This is a genomic window from Bradyrhizobium sp. Crot121 (genome assembly GCF_059512385.1).
In genome coordinates this window covers 1-4,750 of sequence record NZ_JCAMOR010000172.1, presented here as the reverse complement: position 1 = coordinate 4,750, position 4,750 = coordinate 1, and the positions used below count along the sequence as shown (strand labels likewise).

The following is a 4,750-nucleotide window of genomic DNA, read 5'->3' as shown; positions in this document are numbered from 1 at the left end:
GCACTGCGTACGTTTTCGATCGCGGGTGCAACCGTGGTCCAGCTAGGTCTGGCCGCAGAGGGAGTGGATCTGAACGATGCCCACCCAGAGATTGTCGATGCGCCGGATCAAAGAGGTTCTCCGCTTAAACTATGTTCAAGGCTTGCCGGAGCGAGCCATCGCGCGCACCCTGGGCATCAGCAACGGTGCCATGCACAGCTATCTGCGCCGCGCCGGCCGCCGGGCTGAACTGGCCACTGCCGGCCGGAATGACCGACGAGGACCTGGAACTGCTGCTTTTTCCTGCGCCGAAGCCGGCGTCGCAGAGCCTCCAGCGGCCTATTCCCGACTGGGGTTATGTCGACAAGGAGCTGCGCCGGCGCAACGTGACCCGTCGGCTGCTGTGGGACGAGTATCGCGCCACTCATCCCGATGGATTCGGCTACACATGGTTCTGCACGACCTACGAGGCCGGGAAGGGGCGTGCCCGGCCTTCGATGCGGCAGACCCATCTGGGCGGCGAGAAGGCTTTCGTGGATTTCGCCGGCGACACCATCGACGTCATCGATCCCTCAAACGGGGAAGTGCAGTCGATGAAGCTGTTCGTCGCGGCGATGGGCGCCTCCAACTATACCTACGCCGAGGCCTGCCCAAGCGAGGGGCTCGCGAGATGTTGATTGCCGCCCAGGCGGAGCACAGCTACGAACGCTTCGTGTCGCAATGGAAACCGCGGCGGCCAAAAACCGGCGCGCGGGCGCCTCAATCCGGCAGGACAAAATAGGCAGTCCGGTGACGCTTGCAGCCGACGCGTCACGCTTCGCCACGAGGTCGCCCGCGCCGGACAACCCTAATCGCGGCTGACGGCAAGGTCCAGCCACGCCTGGAATGCCGTCCCGTTCGACACCAGCGTGCCGTCGTGCTCGGGCCGGTCAAGGCCGAGCCGTGCGGTGGCCGCAAATGCGGCCAGCCTTGACCGCCCCTGCGCGCGGCGGCTGCGAGATCGGTGGCCGGGACGGAAGAATGGCCCGCAGCGCGGCCGAACAAAAGAATGGACTTACGGCGATCCCGGCAATCCTCGTGTCGGCCATGAAGAAATCGCTTGTCCATCTCATCCGTCGTCCGCAGGTGGTTCCAGTGCTCGGCTGGAACGTCGTAGAACGCCAGTAGCGTGTCCCGATCCTTACTTAGGCAGTCGGCAGCCTTCTCGTATTTGGGCGTGTAGCTCTCGATGAAGGCGTCGAACGCCAGCTCGGCGGCGGCTTGGTTTCGGCCATCCAGATCTCCTGCAACGCGCGTTTGGCCTTCGGTTGCTGGCTCTTCGGCAACTTGGCGATCACGTTCGCGCTCTTGTGCACCCAGCAGCGCTGCTCGCGCGTTTTCGGCCAGACCTCACCGGCAGCCTTCCAGAACCCGAGCGCGCCATCGGCGATGGCGAGCCGCGGCGGCACGTCGAGCCCGCGGCGCTTCAGCTCGAGCAGCAGATCGCGCCAGTCCTGCGCGCTCTCGCGGGCACCATCGGTGAAGCCGACCAGTTCCTTGCGGCCTTCCGACGTCGCGCCGATCAGCACCAGGATGCACCGCTTTTCGTCTTCGAGCCGTGCCTCCAGATGGATGCCATCGGCCCAGATGTAGACGTAGCGCTTCGCCGACAGATCGCGCCTCGGCCACGCGGTGTGTTCGTCAAGCCAACCGTCCTTCAGGCGGCCGATGGCGGATGCCGACAATCCGGCAGCATCCTTGCCAAGCAGCGCCGCCAGCGCCTCGGAGAAGTCACCGGTGGAGATCCCCTTCAGGTAAAGGATCGGCAGCAGCGTCTCGATCGATTTCGAGCGGCGCATGTAGGGCGGCAGGATCGACGGAGAGAACCGGATGCGGTCGGGGTCGGTAGCGCCCGCCTCGCGATCGCGTACACGCGGTTGGCGGACGGCGACCGGACCGATACCGGTCATCACCTCGCGTTCCGGCAGGTGACCGTGGCGGACGACGCGCTGGTGGCCGTCCGCAGTCTTCAAATCGGCATGCTTGCCGAGAAAGTCCGCGACCTCGGCCTCTACCGCCTGAGCCAACAGAGCACGCGCCCCATTGCGCAAGATTTCGGTGCGTTGATCGGCGACGTTTCCTGGCTGAATCAGCTTGATGATGTTATCTTTGGACACGGCATATCGCTCCTACGGTGGAGAAGTGGAGGCGTCAAGCACCCCCACGATATGCCGCCTTCCCGATTCCCGCCGTCACCAACTTTCAGCGATAGCTCTCAGGACATATTCCCCTCACCACTAGGGCTGTACTCAATTAGCGGTTTCTGATTCCCTCGGGCCGAGTTGAGTCGGCATGGGGGCTTCGATGCGCAAAGGACTGTTCTGGCTCAACGACAAGCAGTTGGCTCGGATACAGCCGCATCTGCCACTCACCTACCTGAAGGGATACGCCGACGGCAGCGAGGCCAAGGACGGAATCGCCCGCTGGATCGCCTTCTATAACGAGCATCGCCTTCGTGGCGTGGCTTTGACGAGCGGATCGGGACGTCGTCGCTCTCGCTTCGGCTTCGCAATTGGCCTATCGGTCGGACGTCCCACTTCACAGCTTTTCTCCGCCATAGAACTCTTCCGCAGCCATCCTACATACGTCTTCGTAGAACCGATCTGCATCCGCCACTGTATAGCCGGCGCCTGCAAAGCACCCTCGTGCGGTCTCGTGGAGCGTATGCCGGATCCCGCTGGCATCGTCATATACCGCATTGAGGCACCCAATGATCACGACTACATCGTCTTTGGACAACGGTTCTTCCGCGCTCATCAGTCTCGCGTGGTTGATGCACGCCACAGCATTGGCGCATGTGAACGAGTCCCCGAGGCCCGAGCAGTCTTCGAACCCGTTACCCTGCTCGTTCAACTTGAAGTGAGCTATGGCCAGGTTCTCCATGTTTTTTGAGGCCGCCATGGGCTGAAGATCATTGAGTGCTCCAGGATCATTCTTCAGCCAAAACTTATGGAAGCGGGCTTCGAGCTTGTGCAATAGTGGTCCCATGACACCGGTATTTCGCTTGAAGATGCTTTTCGACGGGTCTTCGAACATCAAGCTCTCATCGATCTTGTAGGTCTCGTCCGGCGACAGAAAACCGTGCTGCGCCAGCGTCTTCATGACGATCTTCTCGGCATGTCCCCAGTGCTCGTCTGCGGCATAGACCTGCCTCAAGTTCAAGATCGCTTGGCCGGCGGCAAACTGCGCATCTTCGCTAAGCTTGTCGTCCTTCTCCAGCAAGGCCTCGAGCGACTCCACGCATTGCCGCGGTGACAAGCCTTTCGTCTCGGAGACGTCTTTGAAGTGTTTGTAGCCTTTGAGCACGAACGGTCGGGTGATCGACCGCGAGGTGTACCCGCGAGCCCCGGTCTCGTCATTGGCGACGCCTGTCAGCGCATATTTGTTCTTCTGCTCGTACAGGCTGCTCTTCGTCAAATCGGGATCATTCGGTACGAGAGGCGGATCATATTTGGCAACGTGGTCAGCTTTCACGAGTTGGCCCTTGAGGCACGTAAGGCTCTTCACCAGCGACTGGCGCGCCTTCTCCGTGTTTACGAGGTGCATGACGTGCACTTTCGTAGCTGCCCGATAGTCGGTCATGGTCACGAACTGGTTGTTGCCGCAGGTCCGCACGGAATTAATCGACCGATTGTTCCGCTTCTGCTCTTTTGGACTGCTGCTGTGGTAGTGGCGGAAACGGACTTTTGCTATTTCGGATGCCTTATTGAGCCTGTCGTTGCTCGTGAATCCACCTTTGCCATCGTGTAACGACGTGGTCGAGAGGAAGAAATCATTGGTAGTCTTGTCGTAGAGATATGCCGCACCGGCCACCCCCAATGCATACTTCATTGCGCGAGAGGCCTGGCCCAGCAAGTCGCGGTCTCCACTTGTGTCCTCTCCGCCCCGGGATTGCGGGCTATTTGAGTTACGGAGATCAGACGTGGCCTGTCGAGAAGCTCGGAAATTGGTCAGCGCACTCGTATTCGCCTTGTGCGTGACCACAGCGCCCTGCCGCGAAGTCTCGGTGCGGTGCACGTTCTGCAACATCATTCCGACCACACTATTATTAATGCGCATTAGCCATACTCCTGGGGATGTCCCGATCGGTGTTGAACTAGCAGTCTGCTGAAAAACCTTAAAATGGAGAGTTTTCGCCTTCTCGGCGGTTGTTGTTGGAGCGGCGGGGTGGGCGGTTGGATTTTTAGCCTGTTGTTAGGGGCACCCTGACGCGAGGCGGCTAAACGGCAAGCAGTTTGGGAATGCGGATCAGGTTGTAGGCGATCAGATTGAGCAGGAAGTCGGCGGCGACGCGAGCGATGCCGCGATGTTTGGTTTTGCGCATGGTGCCATGCTGCTTGCCCCATCCGAAAATGCACTCGACCATCGCCCGGCGGGATTGCGGCATGCCGTACCCCGGATGCCGCGTGGTTCGTTCGTCGATGGCGCTGTTGCGGGTCTTGCCGGTTTTGGTGACGGCCTGGTTCTGTGTCACATGCGGCGTCACGCCGATGGCGCGAAGATTGGCGACATGATCGGTCGTATCGTACGCCTTGTCCTCGCCGGCTGTGATGCGGCGGCCTGCGGCTTTGCGTCTCGCCTTCAGCATGGTCTCCGAAGCCCGGCGTTCGGCGATGCCATTGGCCTGCGTGACCATGCCGGCCACCGCCAACCCATGCCGGTTCTCCATGGTGGCGTGGCCCATATAGCAAAGCTTGGCCTCGCGTCCGGCCGCCTTGCGATAAAGCCTGCT

The 4,750-nt window shown here is 60.9% G+C and carries 2 protein-coding genes and 2 pseudogenes; 1 reads left to right on the top strand and 3 read right to left on the bottom strand.

The annotated features are described in order from the left end of the window. Positions 1-76 precede the first annotated feature (76 nt). Positions 77-647, top strand: a pseudogene (locus AC5ZGW_RS45360) (sigma factor-like helix-turn-helix DNA-binding protein); the annotation flags it as partial. A 391-nt stretch (positions 648-1,038) separates the two neighbouring features. Here the strand turns inward: AC5ZGW_RS45360 and AC5ZGW_RS45355 are convergent. From AC5ZGW_RS45355 to AC5ZGW_RS45345, 3 genes and pseudogenes are all read right to left on the bottom strand, one after another. After that, positions 1,039-2,135: pseudogene (locus tag AC5ZGW_RS45355) on the bottom strand (IS256 family transposase); the annotation flags it as partial. Between the two features lie 421 nt (positions 2,136-2,556). Beyond that, complete coding sequence (gene xopAG, locus AC5ZGW_RS45350; RefSeq protein ID WP_207231187.1) at positions 2,557-4,077, bottom strand: XopAG/AvrGf1 family type III secretion system effector; 1,521 nt, start codon at positions 4,075-4,077, stop codon at positions 2,557-2,559. 160 nt (positions 4,078-4,237) lie between these two features. Beyond that, positions 4,238-4,750 (bottom strand): transposase (locus tag AC5ZGW_RS45345; RefSeq protein WP_496114139.1); only part of this gene is annotated, 513 nt, incomplete at its 5' end.